This is a genomic window from Yinghuangia soli (genome assembly GCF_021502675.1).
GTDB classification, from domain to species: domain Bacteria; phylum Actinomycetota; class Actinomycetes; order Streptomycetales; family Streptomycetaceae; genus Yinghuangia; species Yinghuangia soli.
The window spans coordinates 19,222-38,922 of the sequence record NZ_JAKFHA010000039.1; the positions used below are offsets into that span (position 1 = coordinate 19,222).

Sequence of the window (19,701 nt, forward strand, 5' to 3'; positions counted from 1 at the left end):
CCCGACCACTATGTGTACGAAGCGGCAGAGCACTGAGCCAGCAACGAGCGGAGCCGACCGGGACGCGGGCCTGCCCGGGTCGCCGGATCGAAGAGGGTGGGCCATGACGGAGAAGGCCAAGATCCTCCTGGTCGATGACCGTCAGGAGAACCTGCTCGCACTCGAGGCGATCCTGTCCGCGCTCGACCAGACCCTGGTCCGGGCGCATTCGGGCGAGGAAGCACTCAAGGCGCTCCTGACCGACGAATTCGCGGTCATCCTGCTGGACGTGCAGATGCCCGGGATGGACGGATTCGAGACAGCCGCGCACATCAAGCGGCGCGAGAAGACCCGGGACATCCCGATCATCTTCCTGACCGCGATCAACCACGGCCCGCACCACACCTTCCGCGGCTACGCGGCCGGTGCGGTCGACTACATCTCGAAGCCGTTCGACCCGTGGGTGCTGCGCGCCAAGGTCGCGGTGTTCGTCGACCTGTACAAGAAGAACTGCCAGCTCCGCGAGCAGGCCGCGCTGCTGCGCGGCCGCCTGGAGGCGGTGCCCGGCGAGGCCCGCTCCGGCGACCTGCTGGGCGAGCTCTTCACCCGGCTGGCCGCGCTCGAGGAGAGCGCGGACGGCATGGCGAAGCAGTTGGAGAACGCCGAGGACCCGGCCCTGTCCGCGTCCGCCAACCAGGTGCTGACCCGGGTGGCCCGGCTGCGCGCCGCGATGGACGCGCTGGTCCCGGCCCCGGTGGGGAACGGCGGCCCGCCCGCCGAGCCGCGTCCGCCGGCCCCGCAGGGACCGCCCGCGGCCCGGCGTCCGCCCGACGCCGGCTGAGCACGCGCGGTCCGATCGTCACATTTGCAACACGACACACCTCGGTGAGTGCCGTGTGACACGTGAGACACGCGGGTCCGGGGGGTAGCCTCCCCTTTATGGCCACGCGTACGTCCGGCGGCGGCGCCCGGACCGGCGGCGCCGCGAAGAAGAAGGCCCCGGCCAAAAAGGCCGCCGCGCCTCCTCCGCCACCGCCCAAGCCCGGGGTCTTCGAGCGCATCGGCGACCTCGTCTTCCGCTTGGTCAAGGGCATCTGGCTGGGCCTCGCGCACGGTGTCGGCGGCGTGTTCCGCAGCATCGGGCACGGCGCCCGCGGCCTGGACCCCGCACACCGCCGCGACGGCCTGGGCCTGGCGCTCATGGGCCTGGCGATCGTGGTCGCGGCCGGTGCGTGGGGCGATGTGGACGGCGCGGTCGGCAAGGCCGTGGTCGCCGTGGTGGCCGGCACCGTGGGGCGCCTGGACGTCCTGGTGCCGTTCCTGGTCGCGGCCTTCTCGGTGCGCGTCATGCGGCACCCGGACCAGAGCGACGCCACCGGCCGCATTGCGATCGGCTGCATCGCGCTGGTGGCCGGCGTGCTCGGCCTCATCCACATCGGCTCCGGCACCCCCCGCCCGGACGACGGCGCGGCCGCGATGCGCGGCGCCGGCGGCCTGATCGGCTACGTCTTCTCGGTGCCGCTGGTCGAGTCGGTCACGGTCTGGGCGGCCATACCGCTCCTGCTCCTCGTCATCTGCTTCGGCCTCCTGGTGGTGACCGCGACCCCGGTGGCCGCGGTGCCCGGCCGGCTGCGCACCTACCTGGGCTTCCCGGGCGGCGAGGAGCCGTACCCCGAGTACGACGACTACGACGACCGGGACGCGTACGACGACGATTACCGGGAGGACGAGGAGGCTGCCGCCCCGCCGCGCGTCAAGCGCAAGCGCCTGCTCGACGTCGAGCCCGAGGACGCCGAACCTCCGCAGCGCGCCCGGCCGCGCCGCCGGGGCGGGCGGGGCCAGGGCCCGGACCCCGTCGACGTGGCCGCCGCTGCCGCGGCAGCCCTCGACGCGAACTCCCCGTCGGTGCCCTCCGCGCGCACCCGCAAGGCCGCCAAGGTCCAGGACGTCACGCGCGAGGCCCCGCTGCACACCCCCGCGCCACCGCGCAGCGAGCAGCTCAAGCTGTCCGGCGACATCACGTACCACCTGCCGGCCGCCGACCTGCTCAGCAAGGGCGGCCCCGGGAAGGCGCGCAGCAAGGCCAACGACGACGTCGCCGCCGCGCTGATGCATGTCTTCGAGCAGTTCAACGTCGACGCCCAGGTCACCGGCTTCACGCGCGGCCCGACCGTGACGCGCTACGTCGTCGAACTGGGCCCGGCGGTCAAGGTCGAGCGCATCACCGCACTGGCGAAGAACATCGCCTATGCGGTGGCCAGCGCCGACGTGCGGATCATCAGCCCGATCCCGGGCAAGTCCGCGGTCGGCATCGAGATCCCCAACACCGACCGCGAGATGGTCAACCTCGGCGACGTGCTGCGCTCCGACGAGGCGGTCGCCGACCACCACCCGATGCTGGTCGCGCTGGGCAAGGACGTCGAGGGCGGCTTCGTGGTCGCCAACCTCGCCAAGATGCCGCACGTGCTGGTCGCGGGCGCCACCGGCGCGGGCAAGTCGTCGTGCATCAACGGCCTGATCACCTCGATCATGATGCGCGCCACCCCGGACGAAGTACGCCTGGTCCTGGTCGACCCCAAGCGCGTCGAGCTGACCGCGTACGAAGGCATCCCGCACCTGATCACGCCGATCATCACCAACCCCAAACGGGCCGCCGAAGCGCTGCAGTGGGTCGTGCGCGAGATGGACATGCGCTACGACGACCTGGCCAACTTCGGTTTCCGGCACGTCGACGACTTCAACGCCGCGCTGCGCAGCGGCAAGCTGACCACGCCGCCCGGCAGCGAGCGCGAACTGGCGCCGTACCCCTATCTGCTGGTCATCGTCGACGAGTTGGCCGACCTGATGATGGTGGCCCCGCGCGACGTCGAGGACTCCATCGTCCGCATCACGCAGCTGGCCCGGGCCGCGGGCATCCACCTGGTGCTGGCCACCCAGCGGCCGAGCGTCGACGTGGTGACCGGCCTGATCAAGGCCAACGTGCCGTCCCGGCTGGCGTTCGCGACCAGTTCGCTGGCCGACAGCCGCGTCATCCTGGACCAGCCGGGCGCGGAGAAGCTGATCGGCAAGGGCGACGGGCTGTTCCTGCCGATGGGCGCCAACAAGCCGGTCCGCATGCAGGGCGCGTTCGTGACCGAGGCCGAGATCGAGGCGGTGGTCCGGCACTGCAAGGAGCAACTGCAGCCGGAGTACCGCGAGGACGTGGCCGCCGCGGGCGGGCCGAAGAAGCAGATCGACGAGGAGATCGGCGACGATCTGGACCTGCTGTGCCAGGCCGCCGAGCTGGTGGTGTCCACGCAGTTCGGCTCGACCTCTATGCTGCAACGCAAGTTGCGGGTCGGGTTCGCCAAGGCGGGCCGGCTGATGGACCTCATGGAGTCCCGGGGCATCGTCGGTCCGAGTGAAGGCTCCAAGGCCCGCGACGTGCTCATCAAGCCTGATGAACTCGATCAGGTGTTGTCCACGATTCGTGGGGAATGAGCAAAACTAGTTCACTTTTGATCACGTCTGTTTCAGCTGGGCTACAAGGCATTTATGGGGCGGCTCGGCCGTGAAACTCCCGTTCTGCCCGGCCCTAGACTGATTTCCGCCGCAGTGGTTGCACGCTCGGAGGCGCGCTCGTGTCCATCGGTCAGACTCTCGCCGACGCCCGTACCAAAGCGGGGCTCACGGTCGACCAGGTGAGTGAGGTGACGCGGATCAGGCAACCCCTGGTCGAGGCGATCGAACAGGACGATTTCGCGGGCTGCGGCGGGGACTTCTACGCCCGCGGCCACATCCGTACGTATGCCAAGGCGGTCGGCGTCGACGCCGAGCCGCTGCTCGCCGAGTACGACCAGGCGCACGGCAAGGGCCCGGTGCCCAGCCCGACGGTCATCTTCGAACCCGAGCGGGTCAAGCCCGATCGCAAGCTCGCACCCAACTGGACCGCCGCGATGGCCGCCGCGATCGTCGCGGTGCTCGCTTTCGCCGCCTTCCAGTTGGTCGGCGGCAGCGACGACGACGGCAAGACGCAGGCCGGCAAGACCAGCGCGCCCCCCGCGTCCGCCTCCGCGACGCAGGCCGCACCCGTGCCGCCCAGCAGCCCGCCGGTGCAGGAAGTCGTCGCGCAGGTACCCGTCCAGGTGAAGGTCAAGGTCACCGCGGTGGACGGCAAGAGCTGGGTGCGGGCCACCGACAGCACCGGCAAGAAGGTCTACTTCGAGGGCACCCTCGACAAGGGCGCCAGCCAGGAGTTCACCGACCCGACCGAGCTCAAGCTGGTCGTCGGCAACGCCGAGGCGGCCCGCCTGGTCGTCAACGGCAAGGACATCGGCCCGGCCAGCACCAAGAACTCCGTGGTGCGCCTCGCCTTCAAGCCCGGCGACCCGCAGCAGGGCTGACCGGCCGCGCGGCCGCACCGAGCGCCCCTCGCACCCGGAGTGCGAGGGGCGCTCGCATGCCCGGCCCCGGCGCGCAGCCGGCGCACGGGCGTTCCCGGGAACGGTCCCGGCCCCGTGTCCCGCAGGCGACCCGCCGCCGTGTATTGCTTCCCGCGTCCGGTCCGGGTCCCGTCCTGACGTAGGCTTTCCGGCATGCCCGCCCCCCGCACCGCGTCCGATGAGCGCCCCGCCGAGCACGCCGAAGCCCCTGCCGCCGCCACCGCGGGCGGCGGCCGCACCGTGGCACTGGTCACGCTCGGCTGCGCCCGCAACGAGGTCGACTCCGAGGAACTGGCCGGGCGCCTGGAAGCGGACGGCTGGAAGCTCACCGAGGACGCGTCCGACGCCTCCGTCGTCCTCGTCAACACCTGCGGCTTCGTGGAGTCCGCGAAGAAGGACTCCATCGACACCGTGCTGGAGGCCGCCGACCTGAAGAAGGACGGCGGCGTGACGCAGGCCGTCGTCGCGGTCGGCTGCATGGCCGAGCGGTACGGCGACCAACTGGCCGGCGCGCTCCCCGAGGCCGACGCGGTGCTCGGCTTCGACGACTACGAGGACATCGCGGGCCGGCTGCGCGCCATCCTGGCGGGCGAGAAGCACACCTCGCACGTGCCCCGCGACCGCCGCAAGCTGCTCCCGCTCAGCCCCGCCGCCCGGCAGTCCGCGGACGTCGCGGTGCCCGGCCACGGCAGCGCCGACACCGCCGCGGCCGCGGTCCCCGAGGACCTGCCCGAGGGCGTGGCCCCGGCCTCCGGACCGCGCACCCTGCGCCGCCGCCTGGCCGGCGGCCCGGTCGCCTCGGTCAAGCTGGCCTCCGGCTGCGACCGCCGCTGCTCGTTCTGCGCCATCCCCTCCTTCCGCGGCTCCTTCCTGTCCCGGCGCCCCACCGACCTGCTGGACGAGGTCCGCTGGCTCGGCGGCGAGGGCGTCCGGGAGATCGTCCTGGTCAGCGAGAACAGCACCTCGTACGGCAAGGACCTCGGCGACATCCGCCTGCTGGAGACGCTGCTGCCCGAACTGGCCGCGGTCGACGGCATCGAGCGCGTCCGGGTCAACTACCTGCAGCCCGCCGAGATGCGCCCCGGCCTGATCGACGTGCTCACCGGGACCGATGGCGTCACCCCGTACTTCGACCTGTCCTTCCAGCACGCCAGCGAGCCCGTGCTCCGGCGCATGCGCCGGTTCGGCTCGCGCGAGGCGTTCACCGGGCTGCTGGAGCAGGTCCGCGCCAAGGCCCCCGAGGCCGGCGCGCGCTCGAACTTCATCGTGGGCTTCCCCGGCGAGACCGAGGAGGACGTCGCCGAGCTGGAGCGCTTCCTGACCGAGGCGCGCCTGGACGCCATCGGCGTGTTCGGCTACTCCGACGAAGAGGGCACCGAGGCGGCCGGCTACGACGGCAAGCTCCCCGACGAGGTCGTCGCCGAGCGCCTGGAGCGCGTCTCGCGGCTCGCCGAGGAGCTCACCGCGCAGCGCGCCGAGGAGCGCATCGGCACCGAAGTGACCGTGCTCGTCGAGGAGATCACCGACATCGCCGAGGACGGCACGGTCACCGCCGAGGGCCGCGCCGCGCACCAGGCCCCCGAGATCGACGGCCTGACCATGCTCGTCGGCCGCGACCTGGAGGTCGGCACCTTCGTGCGCGCGCTGGTCTACGCGAGCGAGGGCGTCGACCTGTACGCCACCGCCGCCGAGCCCGCGCACGCCGTCCTCGACGACCCGGCGGACCCGGACTCGGCCTCGGCAGGGCCGGCCCGGTGACCGAAGACCCCACACCGCCCGCTCGTCCGCGCCCCTCGGAAGCCGCCCGCGCCGCGGCCGCGCAGCGCGCCGAAGCCGTCCGCGCCGCCGCCGCCCAGCGCGCCGAGGCGGTCCGCGCGGCCGCCGCGCAGCGGGCCGAGGCGGTCCGGGTCGCCTCCGCGCACCCGGTCGAGGCGGTCCGCACCGCGGCCGCCAACCACCCGCCCAAGCCCGACCGGCTCGGCGACCCGACCACCTCGGTCAGCGTCTGGAACGCCGCCAACGGCCTGACCATGATGCGCATCGCGCTGGTCCCGCTCTTCGTCTACCTGCTCCTCCAGGACGGCGGCCACGACCCCGTCTGGCGCGCCTACGCCTGGGCCGCCTTCGCGGTGGCCAGCATCAGCGACCGCTTCGACGGCATGCTGGCCCGCCGGCACGGCCTGGTCACCGACTTCGGCAAGCTGGTCGACCCGATCGCCGACAAGGCGCTCATGGGCGCCGCGCTGATCGGCCTGAGCGCGCTGGGGGATCTGCCGTGGTGGGTCACCGGCGTGGTGCTGTTCCGCGAGATCGGCATCACCGTCATGCGGTTCTGGGTGATCAAACGCGGGGTGATTCCGGCCAGCCGCGGGGGCAAGCTCAAGACGATGCTGCAAGGCACCGCGATCGGCATGTACGTCCTGGTCATGACGGGGCCGCTGGCCACGTTCCGGGCCTGGATGATGGCGCTCGCGGTGATCGCCACCGTGGTGACCGGCATCGATTACGTGGTCAAGGCCCTGCGCGGCGGCACACCCGCCGCAGCAGCGGCCGAAGGGGAGTCGGACGGCGGCATCGCCGCCGTCCCGGCGGACATGGGACGTACCGAATAGGGGGCACGGTGAAGGTCGAACTGGTCGCGGTCGGGGACGAGCTGCTCATCGGCGACGTCGTCAACACCAACGCGACCCGGCTCGGACGGCTGCTCACCGACGCGGGGATGCGCGTCACCGGCATCTCCACGGTGGGCGACGGCCTCGACGAGCTCGTGGACGTGCTGCGCATCGCGGTCGGCCGCGCCGACGCCGTGCTGATCACCGGGGGACTCGGCCCCACTTCCGACGACCGCACCCGCGAGGCAGTGGCCCGGGTGGCCGGTGTCGCGCTGCGCCGCGATCCCGAGGTCGAGCAGTGGCTGCGGGACCGCTACAAGGACACCGGCCGCACCCTGACCGCGCTCGGCCTGCAGCAGGCCGACGTGCCCGAGGGCGGCCGCATGCTGCCCAATGGCCGCGGCAGCGCGCCGGGCCTCGCCGTCGACGTCCGCGGCAGTGTGGTCTATGCCACTCCCGGAGTGCCGCACGAGATGGCCGCGATGGTCGCCGAGCAGGTCCTCCCGGACATGTTGCGCCGCGCGGGCTCGCCCGCACCCCGCGCCCAGCGCGTGCTGCGCACGGTCGGGGTCGGCGAGGGCATCATCGCGGCGTACCTCGAACCGCTGGAGAAGGAGCTCGCGCAGGCGGGTGCGGTCGAGGTCGCGTACCTCGCCGAGCCCGGCGAGACGCGCGTCAAGCTCACCTCGGCCGGCCCGGGGGGAGGGGCCGCGGTGGACGCCGCGGCACTGCGCGCCTACGAGCTGCTCGGCGATTGCGTGTACGCCGAGGGAACCGAACAGCTGGCCGCAGTCGTTGCACGGTTGCTGGCGGAACGCGGCGCGACCCTCGCGGCCGCGGAATCGCTGACCGGCGGCCAACTGGCCGCGACGCTGGTGGGCGTGCCGGGAGTCTCCGCGGTGTTCCGCGGTTCGGTGACCGCGTACGCCACCGACGTCAAGCAGTCGGTGCTCGGCGTGGATGCCGCGCTGCTGGCCGCCGAAGGGGCCGTACACCCGGGCGTGGCACGGGAGATGGCCGCGGGTGTGCGATCGCTCTTGTCGGGTACGTACGGAGTGGCCACGACCGGTGTGGCCGGTCCCGACCCGCAGGACGGGCATCCGGTCGGCGAGGTGTACATCGCGGTGGCGGGCCCGGACGGCGACGCCGTGGCGGCCCTGGCCCTGCCCGGGGACCGCGACCGGATCCGCACGCTGGCCGTGGTGCGGTCCTTGGAATTGCTGCGGCGTACCCTGCTGGGGCTTCCGCAGGAGCACACCCGGGAATTCACCGGTTGAGAGGGGGGTTGTGCGAGCGATGCGGTACGAACGGTACGAATGTGGCAAGCCGTCGGCCGAGAGCACTCGGCTTCACGCCCTCGGTGAACAGGACGGCAGACCGGGTACGCAGTCGAGGTCTGCCGGGTACGGTGGGGCTGTGTCCGTTGCAGCCGCGGTCCTAGGAGGGAGCGACCGATGATTCTGCTCCGTCGCCTGCTGGGTGACGTGCTGCGTCGGCAACGCCAGCGCCAGGGCCGCACCCTGCGCGAGGTGTCGTCGGCGGCCCGGGTTTCGCTCGGGTACCTCTCGGAGGTCGAGCGCGGCCAGAAGGAAGCCTCGTCCGAACTCCTCGCCTCGATCTGCGAGGCGCTGGACGTCCGGATGTCGATTGTGCTCCGCGAGGTCAGCGACGAGCTGGCCCTCGCCGAGCTGGCGCACAGCGAGGGCCTCACCTCGCGTCCGGTGCTGGAGCCGGTCGGCCCGTCCGGGGCCGAGCGCGTGCCCGAGCGCGTCCCGGGCCCGGGACCGGGCCCGGTGAAGTCGACCACCAGCCAGGTGGACGTCGTGGTGGCCGCATAGCGGCCGCCTGCACAAGGCGAATGTCGAGGGCGGTGCGGATCCCCGGGATCCGGCGCCGCCCTCGCGCGTTCCCGGGGACCCTCCGTCGGCTTTCGAGTCCTGTCTGTGCGTAGTCGCTGGCCCGGATTTCGTCACTCAGTGTGCGAATTTGGTCCGCCGTTCGGGTGAATGGCCGTCCCTTCCCTGGTCCAACCGGATGTTTCCGGGTGACGCTGGGGATCCCCCAAGAGGGGAACCGAGGAGGCCGACCATGAACCAGGTTGGGCAACACCTTGGCAACACCGTACGGAGTGCCCTGGGTACTCCGGCCCGCCTGCTGCGGGCTTTGGTGCACGGCGACCCGCGCGACCGCGACCCGGCCACGTGGGCGCTCGCCGCCGTGCTGACGCTGGCCTGGTGGGCCGGGCTCGCCTGGCTGCTGGCCGCGGACGACCCGGCAGGCTCGCCGGCCACCGGCGCCATGCTGCTCGGCGGCTGGAGCCTGACCTTGCTGCCCGTGCACTGCGCGCGGCGCTTCCGGCTCGGGGCCCGCCGCGAGACCGGCCCGGCCGGTCCGGCGCACGCCCTGCCCGCGTACCCCGCCTACCCCGAGACGCCCCCGCCCGGGCCGTGGTCCGGCCCCGGAGACGCCGAAGGCGCCGTCCGGGAGTAGGTCCCCCCGGAGCGGCGCCCGGCCTGCCTGATGTGCCGCGGGTGCACAGCGTGCCCGCGGCACGTGTCGGCAGTGCGGCACTGCATCAGCGTGACGTGTGCGTCACCACGGCATCGTGACGCCGCCGTTGGGGCGGAGCACCTGCCCGGTCATGAACTTCGCGGCGTCCGAGGCCAGGTAGGCCACCGCGTACGCGATGTCCTCGGGCTCGCCGACCCGCTTGAGCGGCGACATCTTCGCCATCGGCGCGGCGACCGCGGCCTTGCGGTCGGCGTCCTCGGTGCCGTCCGCGGCGGTCCAGTGCCGGCCGGTCATGCCGGTGACGGTCCAGCCGGGCGCGACCGCGTTGACCCGCACGCCGTGCGGTCCGACCTCGGTGGCGAGCGTCTTGGTGAGCTGGAACATCGCGGCCTTGGCGGCGCCGTAGCAGAGCAGCCCGGCGTTCGCGGTGTCGATCGCGCTGGACGCCATGTTCACGATGCTGCCCGAGCCCTGCTCGGTCATCACGCGCGCGGCGGCCCGGCAGCCGTAGAAGACGCCCTTGAAGTTGATCGACAGGACCTTTTCGAGGTCCTCGTCGGTGGTCTCGACGACCGTGCTCGTGTGCATGATCCCGGCGATGTTGGCCATCACGTCGAGCCGCCCGAACTCGGCGACCGCACCCGCGACCAGCGCGTCGACGGACGCCGCGGCCGACACGTCCACCGCGGTCGCGGTCGCGGTGCCGCCCGCCTCGGTGATCAGCTTCGCGGTGGTCTCCGCACCGCCCAGGTTGATGTCCGCGCAGACGACCGCGGCGCCGAGCTCGGCGAGGACCTGGGCACTGCTGCGGCCGATGCCGCTGGCGGCACCGGTGACGACGGCGACGCGGCCGGACAGATCGAGGGCTGTGCGCAACACGGGTTCCCCTCCCGAAAGGAGTGTCGGGGCCGGGATGCCGGGCCCTCCGGGGACCGTAGATTCGATCTGACGAACAGTCAATAAACGTGCACTGTGCGCCTCGTCGCGGCCTGAAACGGCTCCGGACCGGTTCCGCCGCAGGTCAGTGCTACTGCCGCTGCTGCGCCAGGCACCACCGGTGGTCCGCACCGCCGACCGGGAAGATGCCGTACTGGGCCAGCCCGTCGCAGGCGTTCGCGGGCAGCGCGGTCTGCGGCGCAGTCGCGGGCGCGGCCGCGGGCGCCGGGCGCTGCGACGGGGCGGGCCGGGTCTGCGGCCCCGGGCGGGGCGGCGGCAGGCGCGGAGCGTCGGCCTCGCCGCCCGCGGGGCGGTCCGTGCCGACCGGTGCGGGCTCGGGGGACACCCAGGCGCGCATGGGCGGCGCCCCGGAGGGCAAACCGGCCGGCCCCGCCGACGGCGCGGGAGGGGGCGACGACGGCAGCGCTTGCGGCGCGGGCAATGTGCCGATGGCCGCCGCATCCGGCTGCCGCGGGCCGGGCGCAGGCTCTCCTGCGGCCACGGGCACCGCGGGGGAGGGCCCGAGGGCGCGCGGCGCGACCGTGACACACCCGGCCAGCAGCGGCGCGGCCAGGAGCGGTACGGCGGCCCGCAGGAGCAACGGCCGGTATGCGGACGCCACGGGCTCTGCAGGCGCTTCGGGCGGCACGGGCACCACGGGCACCACGGTCAAAGAAGTCCTCCGGAGCTTCGCAGGAACGCCCTGTAGGACGACGCAGCAGCCCGGCGGTCACCCCAAGTCCCCCCGAAGAGTGGGCCCGCGACCGGAACCGGACGATCCCACCGGGCCCGAACCCGGCACTGCGTCCGGCTCCGCACCGGGCACTGCGTCCGACTCAGCGCCCGCCCCGGTCCGGTGCGGGCTGGCACGTCGGGCACCAGAACACCACCCGCGGCGGCTCGCCCGATTCGGCCCTGCGGACCGCGGTCCCGCAGCGCCGGCACGGCCGTCCGGCCCGGCCGTACACCCAGTGCTGCTGCCCGGGTGCCGGATTGCCGGTGGTGACGTGCCCGGGCTGCGCCCGGTTGGCGACCAGGGCCCGGTGCGCGAGGTCGGCCATGGCGTGCAGGTCGCCCGCCTCGTCGGTGCGCGCGAACGGCGAGATCCGCCGCAGGAAGCAGAGTTCGGCCCGGTAGACGTTGCCCACCCCGGCCAGGTTGCGCTGGTCGAGCAGTGCCTCGCCGATCGCCCGGGCGGGCTGGGCGGCCAGCCGCCGGGCCGCCTCGTCCGCATCCCAGTCCGCCCCCAGCAGGTCCGGCCCGAGGTGCCCGACCACGCGCTCCTCGTCCGCGGTGCGCAGCAGGTCGACGACCGGCAACCGCAGCCCGAGCGCGGTGTACTCGTCGTTGGCCAGCACCACCCGGACGAAATCCCGGCCGCTCGCGGCGTTCCCGGGTATCCGCGCGGTCGCCGGCTGGACCCGCCACAGGCCGTCCATCCGCAGATGCGTGTGCAGCGTCGCGCCGCCCGAGAACCGGATCAGCAGGTGCTTGCCGCGCGAGGCGACGCCGAGCACCTCGCGCCCGGCCAGGTCCGCGGTCGCGTGGCGCGGCACCCGGAAATCGGTGTGCCGCAGGACGCGGCCGGCCAGCGCCTCGCGCAGCCGGCCCGCGACCTGGAAGATCGTGTCACCCTCGGGCATCTGCCCATTGTCGGGGACCGCGCCGACACCGCGGAAAAGCGGGCGGGCAAAAAAATGATCACAACCGGTGTCGCACCCGCGCGGCCAGGAACACGTGCGCGACACCAGTTGTGATCTGCCCCTACCGTGGCGCGTGCAGGGTCGCCACGGGCGAGGTCCCTCCTGGTGGGGAGGTACGGAATGGCGGTGCCTCCGTGCCTCGATACTGCGCGATGCACGTGACCGGGGTGTTTCGTACGGCGGGCAAGGGCGTAACGAAAAGGTCTCACCCGCGCAGGCGCAGCCCCCGCGGTGTCGCGTGGAAGCCGGCCGCCTCCAGGGCCCGGCCCAGGGACGACGTCAAAATGCCTTCCCCGTCCGCGCGTTCGACCGTCAGCTTGCCCAACGCGCCTTCCCGGACGGCCAGTGCGAGGGCGTCCACGGCAGGCTGCAGCCGGACCGGTTCCTCGGTCCAGGTCAGCAGCGAGCGGCCGCCGCGCTCCACGTACAGCACCAACTCGCCGTCCACCAGCACCACCAGCGCCCCGGCCTTGCGGCCCGCGCGGTGCCCGCCGCCCGCCTCGCCCGGCCGGTCCGGCCACGGGAGCGCGGCGCCGTACGGGTTCGCCGGGTCGGCGGCGGCCAGCAGCAGGGCCCGCGGACCGCTGTCGTCGCGCTTCGCGAAGCCGCCCGGACTGCGGGCGCCGCCCGGGTACCCGCCCGGGATCCCGAATCCGTCGCCGGCGCCGGACCCGCCCGCCGACTCGGCCCGCCGCTCGGCGGCCTGCTGCAGCGCGCGCAGCCGGTCCACCGCACCGTCCGCGGCGAACTGCGCGGCGCCCAGCCCCTCGACGAAGTAGCCGCGGCGCACCCGACCGGTCTCCTCGAACACCGAGAGCACCCGGTACGCCGCGGAGAACCCGCCCGGGCTGCCTTCCGCGACCACCGCGCCGCGCGTCACCACACCGTGCCGGTCGAGCAGGGTCTCGGCGAGCGCGTGTGCCCGCCGCGTCGCATCGGTCTCCCGGTCCGGTACCAGCGACCAGCGCCCCACCGCCGTCGGCGGCGCCGAGCGCACCGGCCCGACCGGCCTTCCGCGTCCCAGACCGCCGTACCGCGAGCGCGGCGCGGCCCGGCGCGCCCGGTGCGCGGTCGACCCTGCGGTACGCCCCGACCCCATCAGCGCGCGCAGCGGCGCGAGCGTGTCGCCCGTCACGTGGCCCGCCCAGGCCAGGTCCCACAGCGCCGACACGACATCTGCATCGCTCGGCTGCGGCGTGTCCGGGGGCAGGAACTGCGCGGCCCGGTCCGCGATCTGACGGAAGAACAGGCCGTAGCCGCCGGCCAGTGCATCGAGCACCGCGCGGTGCAGCGGCCCCAGGTCGGTGGGAACCGGCGGCGGCATCAGCAGCGGTGCGGCGTCCGCGAGATACAGCGACACCCAGCCGTCGTTGCCGGGCAGTCCGCCGTGCCCGGCCCATACCACCTCGCCCGTGGTGCACAACTCGTCCAGCAGCGCGGGCTGGTAGCCGGACACCCGCCCGGGCAGCACCAGCTTCTCCAGCGCGGACGCGGGCACCGCCGCGCCCTGCAACTGCTCGACCGCGCGGATCAGCCCGTCCGTACCGCGCAGGCCGCCCGCGCCCGAACCGCCGACGCCCTGCCACACCGGCAGGAAGCGGGCCAGCGCCACCGGCGGCACCGGCTCGACCTCGTGCCGCAGCGCGGCCAGCGACCGCCGCCGCAGCATGCGCAGCACTTCGGCATCGCACCACTCGGTGCCCGCGCCGCCCGGCCGGAACTCGCCGGACAGCACCCGGCCGTTGGCCGACAGCCGCTGGTACGCCCCGGTCACCACGGCCGCGCCGAGCCCGAACCGGGCCGCGGCGTCCGCCGCGTGGAACGGGCCGCGGGTCCGCGCATACCGGGCCAGCAGGTCGCCCAGCGGGTCCTTGACCGGCTCGGTGAACGCCTCCGGGACCCCGACCGGCAGCGGCGTGCCCAGCGCGTCGCGCAGCCGCCCGGCGTCCTCGATCGCGGCCCACTGCTCCGTCCCGGCGATCCGGACCCGGATGACGCGCCGCGCCTCCTCCAGCGCGACCAGCCACCGCGAGGTCTCCGCGGCGGTGCCCTGGCTCCGGGCCGCGGCCTCGTCGGTGGACAGCGGGCCGAGGATGCGCAGCAGGTCCGCGATGCCCTCGAGGTCGCGGGCCCGGCGGTCCTCGGCGAGCCGCTGCAGCTCGGCCTCGGTGCGCTCGACGACCTCCGCGTCCAGCAGCTCGCGCAGCTCGGCCTGGCCGAGCAGTTCGGCGAGCAGCCGCGAGTCGAGTGCGAGCGCGGCCGCGCGGCGCTCGGCCAGCGGCGAGTCGCCCTCGTACATGAACTGCGCGACGTAGCCGAAGAGCAGCGAGCGGGCGAACGGCGACGGCTCGGGGGTGGTCACCTCGACGATGCGGACCTTGCGCGCCGCGATGTCCGCCATCAGACCCGCCAGCCCGGGCACGTCGAAGACGTCCTGCAGGCACTCGCGCATGGTCTCCAGCACGATGGGGAACGAGCCGTACTCGCTTGCCACCGAAAGCAGTTGCGCGGCGCGCTGGCGCTGCTGCCACAGCGGTGTACGGCGGCCCGGCATGCGGCGCGGCAGCAGCAGCGCCCGGGCCGCGCACTCGCGGAACCGGGACGCGAACAGCGCGGAGCCGCCGACCTCGGCGGTCACCAGCGACTCGACCTCGGCCGCAGCGAAGACCGCGAAGTCCGGCGGCAGGCTGAACTCGGCGTCCTGGTCGGCGTTCCCGTCCATGCCGAAGGGGTCGCCGGTGTCCGGCAGGCGCAGCACGATGCCGTCGTCGCCGTGCATGGTCTGCACGTCCAGGCCGGTCCGCTCGCGCAGCCGCGCGGCGACCGCGAGCGCCCACGGCGCGTGCACCTGCGCCCCGAACGGCGAATGCACCACGACCCGCCAGTCGCCCAGCTCGTCGCGGAACCGCTCCACCACGATGGTCCGGTCGTCCGGGATGTGCCCGCAGGCCTCGCGCTGCTCGGCGAGGTAGCCGAGCAGGTTGTCGACCGCCCACGCGTCCAGCCCGGCGGCGGCCACGCGCTCGCGGGCCTGCGCCGGGTCCATCGCGCCGACCTCGCGCAGGAACGCCCCGAGCGCGCGGCCCAGTTCGACGGGCCGGCCGAGGGCGTCGCCGTGCCAGAACGGCAGCTTGCCGGGCACCCCGGGAGCGGGGGAGACCAGCACCTTGTCGTGCGTGATGTCCTCGATGCGCCACGACGACGTGCCGAGCGTGAACACGTCGCCGACGCGCGACTCGTAGACCATCTCCTCGTCGAGCTCGCCGACCCGCGACTTCTGCTTGCCGTCGCCGGCCGCCAGGAAGACCCCGAAGAGTCCGCGGTCCGGGATGGTCCCGCCGCTGGTCACCGCGAGCCGCTGCGCGCCCGGGCGTGCGGTCAGCGTGCCTGCGACGCGGTCCCACACCAGGCGCGGGCGGAGCTCGGCGAACGCATCGCTCGGGTAGCGCCCGGCGAGCATGTCGAGCACGGCTTCGTACGCCGAGACCGGCAGGGACGCGAACGGCGCCGCCCGCCGCACGAGCGCCAGGAGTTCCTCGACGTCCCAGTCCTCGACCGAGACCATCGAGACGATCTGCTGGGCCAGCACGTCGAGCGGGTTGCGCGGCGGCTGTACCGCCTCGATCTTCCCGTCCCGCATGCGCTCGGTGACCACCGCGGTCTGCACGAGGTCGCCGCGGAACTTCGGGAAGACCACGCCGCGCGAGACCGCGCCGACCTGGTGCCCGGCCCGGCCTACGCGCTGCAGCCCGGACGCCACCGAGGGCGGCGACTCGACCTGCACCACCAGGTCCACCGCACCCATGTCGATGCCCAGTTCGAGGCTGGAGGTGGCGACCACGGCAGGCAGCCGGCCGGCCTTGAGGTCCTCCTCGACCAGGGCGCGCTGCTCCTTGGACACCGAGCCGTGGTGCGCCCGGGCCAGCAGGGCGGGCGCGCCCCGGTTGCTGCCCGCCTGGGCCATCATCTCGGCGGGCGAGCTCGACTCGGGCAGCGTCTCGCCGGTAGCCCGCTCGTACGCGATCTCGTTGAGCCGCCCGCACAGCCGCTCGGCCAGTCGCCGGGAGTTCGCGAACACGATGGTCGAGCGGTGCGCCTCGACCAGGTCGACGATGCGCTCCTCGACGTGCGGCCACACCGAGGCGCGCTGCACCTGGCCCAGCTCGTCGTACTCGGCGGGCCGCTGCGCCAGTTCGCCCATGTCCTCGACCGGGACCACGACGGAGAGGTCGAACGTCTTGGCGGCGGGCGGCTGGACCACGGTGACGTCGCGCGTGCCGCACAGGAACCGCGCGACCTCGTCCACCGGCCGCACGGTGGCGGAAAGCCCGATGCGCCGCGCCGGCTTGTCGAGAATCTGGTCCAGGCGCTCCAGGGTGAGTGCGAGATGCGCGCCGCGCTTGGTGCCGGCCACCGCGTGCACCTCGTCGACGATGACCGTGTCGACGCCGCGCAGCGCGTCCCGGGCCTGCGAGGTGAGGATCAGGAACAGCGACTCGGGCGTGGTGATGAGGATGTCCGGCGGCTTGGTGGCGAACCGGCGCCGGTCGGCTGCGGGGGTGTCGCCGGACCGGATGCCGACCTCGATCTGCGGTTCCGGCAGGCCGAGGCGTACCGACGCTTGCCGGATGCCGGCCAGCGGGCCGCGCAGGTTGCGCTCGACGTCGACCGCGAGGGCCTTGAGCGGCGAGATGTACAGCACGCGGCAGCGGCGCTTCGCGTCCACGGGCGGCGGCTCGGCGGTCAGCCGGTCCAGTGCGGACAGGAACGCGGCCAGCGTCTTGCCCGACCCCGTCGGGGCGACGACGAGCGCGTCGCGGCCCTCGGCGATGGCGTTCCACGCCCCGGCCTGCGCGGCGGTCGGGGCCGGGAAAGCGCCCGTGAACCAGTCGCGGGTGGCGGGCGAGAAGCGCGCGAGGACCGCGCCGAGGTCGTCGGCGCCCGAAGGGTTCGCGTCGAGGTCATGCATAGGCGTCCCATGGTGCCTCCTCGCTCCGACAAACGACTCGGACCCGCCGCGGCCTGGGATAATCGAGGAATGCGACTGACCGACTTCTGGGAGCGGATGCGGGCCCACTTCGGGGCGACCTATGCCGACTCCTTCGCGCGCGACCACGTCATGACCGAGCTCGGCGGCCGGACCGTCGTCCAGGCCCTGGAGGCCGGGTACGAGACCAAGGACGTCTGGCGCGCGGTGTGCACCGCGATGGACGTGCCGGCCGCCAGCCGCTGACCCGCAGCCCCCGGGTAGTGCGGGCATAGCCGACGGGATGTCCGGAAACCGGCATAGTCCGGCATAGGGTGCATCCCGTGACAGCGACCCGCCCCCTGCCCGACGACCTGCCCGGCGACCCGCCCGCGCCCGCCCCCGACGAGGACGGCGACGGCCCCGGCGGTCCGGGCGGCGGTGCCGCGGACGGCACCTCGGTCTTCGGCGGCGAGCGCATGCCCCCGTGGCTGCCGCGCGGGGTGCTGCTGGTGTTCACGGCGATCATCGGCTTCATGCTGCTGCGCTGGGCCTTCGGCCACCTGCGCGGCTTCCTGATCGACCTGCTGATCGCGCTGTTCCTGTCGCTGGCCATCGAGCCCGCGGTCGACCGGCTGGCCCGCCGCGGCATGCGCCGCGGACTGGCCACCGGCCTCGTGTTCGTCGTCGTGACCCTCGCCTTCGCGGCGGTCCTCGCGGCCATCGGGTCGCTGCTGGTCGACCAGATCGTCAACCTGGCCCGCAACCTGCCGGACCACATCCAGTCGCTGCTCGACTGGATCAACAAGCGGTTCGACACCGACCTGACCATGGAGAAGATCCAGGGCGGGCTGTTCAAGGACTCCAACACCGTGCAGGGCTACGCCGAGACCGTCGCGGACAACGCGCTCGGCTTCGGTACCGCGCTGGTCGGCGGCCTCTTCGAGCTGTTCACCATCGGCCTGTTCACGTTCTACTTCGCCGCCGAAGGCCCGCGCCTGCGCCGCGGGGTGTGCTCGCTGCTGCCCCCGGGCAGGCAGGCCGAGGTGCTGCGGGCCTGGGAGATCGCGATCGACAAGACCGGCGGGTACCTGTACTCGCGGGCGCTGATGGCCTTGGTGTCGGCCGTCGCGCACTACATCTTCTTCCTCGTGATCGGCCTGGACTACGCCATCGCCCTGGCGATCTGGGTGGGCCTGGTCAGCCAGTTCATCCCGACCGTCGGCACTTACCTGGCGGCCGCGCTGCCCGCCCTCGTCGCGCTCACCGAGAGCCCGATGGACGCGGTCTGGGTGATCGTCTTCGCCACCGCGTACCAGCAGTTCGAGAACTACCTGCTGCACCCGCGCATCACGTCGATGACCGTGGACATCCACCCCGCGGTGGCGTTCGGCTCGGTCATCGCCGGGGCCGCGCTGCTGGGTCCGACGGGTGCGCTGATCGCGATCCCGGTCACCGCGACCACAACGGCCTTCTTCGGTACCTACGTCCGCCGCTACGACGTCGCCGAGCACCGCCTCGCGCCCGACGCCCCGGCGAAGCCCGCCAGGAAGCGCCGCAAGCACAAGGACGGATCCGGCGATGCGCCGGGCGGCGCCGGGGACGACGCCACCGGGTAGCCGCCGCGGGCTACTTCCAGAACTTGAACAGCTGATGGCCTGCGTAGGCCCAGTCCCGGGGCACTTCGAGGGCGTCGGTGACGACGTACACCTGGTCGAAGAACCAGTCGTTGATCTCCGGGGTGAACAGCAGGCCGAAGAGCAGCAGCGGGGCGAACGGCGCGTACGGGGCGATCGCGCGGCGGAAGTCGTAGGACAGCCACGGCTCGATGATCCCGTAGCCGTCCAGGCCGGGCACCGGCAGCAGGTTGAGTATCACCGCGATGATCTGCAACTGCGTGTAGAACACGAACGCCGCGTAGAAGGCCGGGTTCGCGTCGTTGAACACCGAGGTCTGGATGAGGATCACGCACACCGCGGCGATCGCGATGTTCACCAGCGGGCCGGCCGCCGAGACCAGGCTGTGCTGCGCCCGGCTGCGGATCCGGCCGCGCTCGATGTAGACCGCGCCGCCGGTGAGCGGGATCCCGCCCAGCAGCACCATCAGCGTCGGGATGACGAAGGTGAACAGCGGGTCGCTGTACTTCAGCGGATCGAGCGTCAGATAGCCCTTGTTGACCACCGAGGTGTCGCCGGCCCGCAGTGCGGTGAAGGCGTGCGCGAACTCGTGCAGGCACAGCGAGACCAGCCAGCCGGTCATCACGAACATGAAGACGGTGAACTTCTGCTCGCCGTCGCCGTTCCACAGCACCGCACCCGAGATCACGAACACCAGGAGGATGGCGAGGAAAAGCGGCGAGGGGCGCACATGGCGCAGCTGGGACCCGGGGCGGGTCCAGGCGTCGGTCACGATGACGGCTCCGCGTCTTGTGGTCGTCCCGTGCGCAGTCGGTCGGACGCGCTCACGGTGCTGGTCCGAGAAGTATGACGCGTCGCCGCCCTCCGCACAGGAGGGCGGCGACGCGTCATCGCCGCGGGGGGGGCGCGGGGGGCGGGGGAGGGGGGGGACGGGGC

The 19,701-nt window shown here is 73.3% G+C and carries 15 protein-coding genes; 10 read left to right on the plus strand and 5 right to left on the minus strand.

Annotation, left to right across the window (positions count from 1 at the left end; translation table 11 throughout):
- Positions 1–103: 103 nt before the first annotated feature.
- From LZ495_RS37090 to LZ495_RS37125, 8 genes are all read left to right on the plus strand, one after another.
- Positions 104–820 carry a response regulator gene (locus tag LZ495_RS37090; protein ID WP_235057574.1) on the plus strand — a complete coding sequence of 239 codons (717 nt, stop codon included), beginning with the start codon at positions 104–106 and terminating at the stop codon, positions 818–820.
- Positions 821–918: 98 nt separating this feature from the next.
- Positions 919–3,459, plus strand: a complete 2,541-nt coding sequence (locus tag LZ495_RS37095; protein WP_235057575.1) for a DNA translocase FtsK — start codon at positions 919–921, stop codon at positions 3,457–3,459.
- Positions 3,460–3,599: 140 nt separating this feature from the next.
- Positions 3,600–4,361, plus strand: coding sequence for a helix-turn-helix domain-containing protein (locus LZ495_RS45125; RefSeq protein ID WP_235057576.1), 762 nt, complete (start codon positions 3,600–3,602; stop codon positions 4,359–4,361).
- Positions 4,362–4,553: 192 nt separating this feature from the next.
- A complete protein-coding gene (gene rimO / locus LZ495_RS37105; RefSeq protein ID WP_235057577.1) occupies positions 4,554–6,158 on the plus strand; it encodes a 30S ribosomal protein S12 methylthiotransferase RimO in 1,605 nt (534 codons plus the stop codon).
- Complete coding sequence (gene pgsA, locus LZ495_RS37110; RefSeq protein WP_235057578.1) at positions 6,155–7,012, plus strand: CDP-diacylglycerol--glycerol-3-phosphate 3-phosphatidyltransferase; 858 nt, start codon at positions 6,155–6,157, stop codon at positions 7,010–7,012. The genes rimO and pgsA overlap by 4 nt, the downstream gene beginning before the upstream one ends.
- An 8-nt stretch (positions 7,013–7,020) precedes the next feature.
- Entirely contained in the window at positions 7,021–8,289 is a 1,269-nt protein-coding gene (locus tag LZ495_RS37115) for a CinA family nicotinamide mononucleotide deamidase-related protein (RefSeq protein WP_235057579.1), read from the plus strand.
- Between the two features lie 177 nt (positions 8,290–8,466).
- Positions 8,467–8,850, plus strand: coding sequence for a helix-turn-helix domain-containing protein (locus LZ495_RS45405; RefSeq protein WP_235057580.1), 384 nt, complete (start codon positions 8,467–8,469; stop codon positions 8,848–8,850).
- 250 nt (positions 8,851–9,100) lie between these two features.
- Entirely contained in the window at positions 9,101–9,502 is a 402-nt protein-coding gene (locus LZ495_RS37125) for a hypothetical protein (protein WP_235057581.1), read from the plus strand.
- A gap of 102 nt (positions 9,503–9,604) precedes the next feature.
- On the opposite strand, the gene LZ495_RS37130 is transcribed toward LZ495_RS37125, so the two are convergent.
- From LZ495_RS37130 to LZ495_RS37145, 4 genes are all read right to left on the minus strand, one after another.
- Entirely contained in the window at positions 9,605–10,402 is a 798-nt protein-coding gene (locus tag LZ495_RS37130; RefSeq protein WP_235057582.1) for an SDR family NAD(P)-dependent oxidoreductase, read from the minus strand.
- A 148-nt stretch (positions 10,403–10,550) separates the two neighbouring features.
- Positions 10,551–10,817: a hypothetical protein gene (locus LZ495_RS37135; protein WP_235057583.1), complete on the minus strand. Its 267-nt coding sequence runs from the start codon at positions 10,815–10,817 to the stop codon at positions 10,551–10,553.
- A 478-nt stretch (positions 10,818–11,295) separates the two neighbouring features.
- Positions 11,296–12,102 carry a DNA-formamidopyrimidine glycosylase family protein gene (locus LZ495_RS37140; RefSeq protein ID WP_235057584.1) on the minus strand — a complete coding sequence of 269 codons (807 nt, stop codon included), beginning with the start codon at positions 12,100–12,102 and terminating at the stop codon, positions 11,296–11,298.
- Positions 12,103–12,367: 265 nt separating this feature from the next.
- Positions 12,368–17,131 (minus strand): ATP-dependent helicase, encoded by a 4,764-nt coding sequence (locus LZ495_RS37145; RefSeq protein WP_235057585.1) that lies wholly within the window; start codon positions 17,129–17,131, stop codon positions 12,368–12,370.
- Positions 17,132–17,200: 69 nt separating this feature from the next.
- Between LZ495_RS37145 and LZ495_RS37150 the strand changes: the two genes are divergently transcribed.
- Complete coding sequence (locus LZ495_RS37150) at positions 17,201–17,395, plus strand: DUF3046 domain-containing protein (protein WP_235057586.1); 195 nt, start codon at positions 17,201–17,203, stop codon at positions 17,393–17,395.
- Positions 17,396–17,472: 77 nt separating this feature from the next.
- Entirely contained in the window at positions 17,473–18,747 is a 1,275-nt protein-coding gene (locus LZ495_RS37155) for an AI-2E family transporter (protein WP_235057587.1), read from the plus strand.
- 10 nt (positions 18,748–18,757) lie between these two features.
- Here LZ495_RS37155 and LZ495_RS37160 read toward each other — a convergent pair whose 3' ends face one another.
- Positions 18,758–19,537, minus strand: a complete 780-nt coding sequence (locus LZ495_RS37160) for a site-2 protease family protein (RefSeq protein WP_235057588.1) — start codon at positions 19,535–19,537, stop codon at positions 18,758–18,760.
- Between the last annotated feature and the right edge of the window lie 164 nt (positions 19,538–19,701).

Excerpts from the sequence above, each read along its gene's own strand:
- LZ495_RS37145 (WP_235057585.1), bottom strand. The coding sequence starts at position 17,131 with ATGCATGACCTCGACGCGAACCCTTCGGGCGCCGACGACCTCGGCGCG.
- LZ495_RS37095 (WP_235057575.1), top strand. The coding sequence starts at position 919 with ATGGCCACGCGTACGTCCGGCGGCGGCGCCCGGACCGGCGGCGCCGCG.
- LZ495_RS37150 (WP_235057586.1), top strand. The coding sequence starts at position 17,201 with ATGCGACTGACCGACTTCTGGGAGCGGATGCGGGCCCACTTCGGGGCG.
- LZ495_RS45405 (WP_235057580.1), top strand. The coding sequence starts at position 8,467 with ATGATTCTGCTCCGTCGCCTGCTGGGTGACGTGCTGCGTCGGCAACGC.
- rimO (WP_235057577.1), top strand. The coding sequence starts at position 4,554 with ATGCCCGCCCCCCGCACCGCGTCCGATGAGCGCCCCGCCGAGCACGCC.
- LZ495_RS37140 (WP_235057584.1), bottom strand. The coding sequence starts at position 12,102 with ATGCCCGAGGGTGACACGATCTTCCAGGTCGCGGGCCGGCTGCGCGAG.
- LZ495_RS37125 (WP_235057581.1), top strand. The coding sequence starts at position 9,101 with ATGAACCAGGTTGGGCAACACCTTGGCAACACCGTACGGAGTGCCCTG.
- LZ495_RS37135 (WP_235057583.1), bottom strand. The coding sequence starts at position 10,817 with ATGCGCGCCTGGGTGTCCCCCGAGCCCGCACCGGTCGGCACGGACCGC.
- LZ495_RS37090 (WP_235057574.1), top strand. The coding sequence starts at position 104 with ATGACGGAGAAGGCCAAGATCCTCCTGGTCGATGACCGTCAGGAGAAC.